Origin of the sequence: Maribacter sp. ACAM166, from assembly GCF_005771495.1 — a bacterium.
In the GTDB taxonomy this organism is placed as follows: domain Bacteria; phylum Bacteroidota; class Bacteroidia; order Flavobacteriales; family Flavobacteriaceae; genus Maribacter.
The window spans coordinates 1-2,064 of the sequence record NZ_VAUW01000087.1 but is presented as its reverse complement, the minus strand read 5'-3'; the positions used below and the strand labels follow the sequence as shown (position 1 = coordinate 2,064).

The window sequence follows — 2,064 nt, the reverse complement described above, 5'->3', positions numbered from 1 at the left end:
ATATAAGTACAGATGCAAAAATAGTGACAGATAAATGGAGAGGATATTCACCACTAAAAAAGGACTATGATATCGAACAGAAATTCAGTAACAACGGTAAAAATTTCAAAGAACTGCACATAGTGATCATGCAATTAAACTCTTGGTTAAGAGCAATACCAACTCACGTAAGCAAATGGCACGTACAAGCTTACTTTGATGAATTTTGTTTTAGGATCAACCGCTCTCAATTCAAGCAAAGTATTTTTCATAAAACTATAGAAAGAATGGTCTTAGCGAAACCTATTTATCATAAAAACATAAAACGGATACTAGGCGTATAACTCAATAAGATTTAAGTCAAAGAGTAAGTTCAACTTAACTATCAAAAATCAAGTATAGTTTTCAAAATTCAATTTAAAAAATTTAATTTTCACTAATTTATAATTGATTTCGGTCTACTGACTTCTCTGTTAATTACTAACTAAAACTGCGTACTGGGCTAGCTTATTCATTCAAATTTGGCTCAATAGGATTTGTTTCTTCGTTTTTGTTTTTAGCATATAAATAACCTCTTTTCCACCACAAGGTCATTTTATCCTTATCGAAAATCAACGAGTTTGTTGTTAGAATAGTTGGTGTATAATAAAGATTTATAATTGCATTCTTTTGATTAGCGACCAATTTTCCTATTCTAATATTTTGATTCTCAATACGATCTAAAATGAAACTCATCATTGTCGTAATCAATTCGAATGGATTTCTTGAAGCAACTCTATTTAGATAATTTACCTCTGTATGTAAAACAACCACATCTACCTCGGTTGCTCCTCTTTTAATCGCCTCTTCTATGGGTACAATACTTCCCAAACCACCATCAGCATACTCACAACCATTTTTACGAACCAAACTCATAAATGGTGTATAATTAGCTGAAATCCATATCCAATCACAGAACTCATCATAAGTACAGTCTTTTATGGACTTATACTCAACTTGGTTTAAGGATAAATTTGACACGGTAATAATCACATCAGACATGCCTTTCTTCAAGGATTCAAATTCTTCTGTAGTTAGGCTATTACGAATTAAATCCCTCAGATTTTCGCTTTCTCCAAACGTCTTTTTTCCTAAAATAAAATTTCGCAGAACATTCCAGTGATTTATAGAAATTTCTTCATTACCATGAACTTTCTTAATTAAGAAAGGGCAATTATTGAAAATACTTTGTTGATTGACATTGGAATATATTTCTTTTATTTTTTCTAATTTGCCTAAGGCTAAATGAGAAATAAGTAAACTACCGGTAGATGTACCTACGAATAAATCATATTTTCTACCTTCTTCTTGAATAAGGTATTGCGCTACACCACCTGCAAAGGCTCCTTTACTACCTCCGCCAGAAATTACTAAAGCTCTCATGGTAAATTCAATTTCGTTTTAATATAACGCAAATCTGAGGAATTTAGTTGTTTTACAGCATTGACAATCTCTTTTTTCTTTAAATCATCTTTCAATAAAGAATTTAATAACTGCCTTGAAAAATTTCTGAATTGCCATGAATGATGATTGGTTGCCTTAATCAAATTCAGAATACCATCACCTTTAAGTGCCTTAATTTCATTTAAGTATTGAAAAGCAATCTGTCGTACTTCTGGATTATAGGTTGATGCTGTGTACCCAAGTAACTCCTCTAAATAGGTTATTTTTTCTGATGAATTATATTTTGGCGTTATTAAGGCCAAGGTTAACCATAGTAAGCGAACATTCTTATTAGGAAGTCCGATAATATCTTTCGTCTTATTTAAATAAACCTCTCTATCATTATCAAAATTATTCCAAAGATTGTACAGCATTAATTCATTGGTAACATAACTATCATCTACTAATAACGGTTCTGCAAATTCTTTTAGACCTTCAGGAATAACTCCCATATTCTTAGCTGCATACTGTCTAATAACCTGAGTTCGATTAATAATATTTGATTATTATGCAACAAAAAAGATAGATTTTCAGTAAATTAAAGTGTTGAAATTCAATTCATTAATCTAAAAATCTATCTATGGTAATCTACTCTAAAGTTAC

General features: G+C 30.8%; 3 protein-coding genes. 1 reads left to right on the top strand and 2 read right to left on the bottom strand.

Features of this window, described 5'->3' with window-relative positions:
• Positions 1 to 323 (top strand): transposase (locus tag ES765_RS21425; protein ID WP_138116565.1); only part of this gene is annotated, 323 nt, incomplete at its 5' end.
• Between the two features lie 163 nt (positions 324 to 486).
• Here ES765_RS21425 and ES765_RS21420 read toward each other — a convergent pair.
• Together ES765_RS21420 and ES765_RS21415 are read right to left on the bottom strand one after the other, a co-directional pair.
• Positions 487 to 1,401 carry a patatin family protein gene (locus ES765_RS21420; protein ID WP_138116563.1) on the bottom strand — a complete coding sequence of 305 codons (915 nt, stop codon included), beginning with the start codon at positions 1,399 to 1,401 and terminating at the stop codon, positions 487 to 489.
• Positions 1,398 to 1,913, bottom strand: a complete 516-nt coding sequence (locus ES765_RS21415; protein ID WP_138116561.1) for a hypothetical protein — start codon at positions 1,911 to 1,913, stop codon at positions 1,398 to 1,400. Before ES765_RS21415 ends, ES765_RS21420 begins: the two co-directional genes overlap by 4 nt.
• Between the last annotated feature and the right edge of the window lie 151 nt (positions 1,914 to 2,064).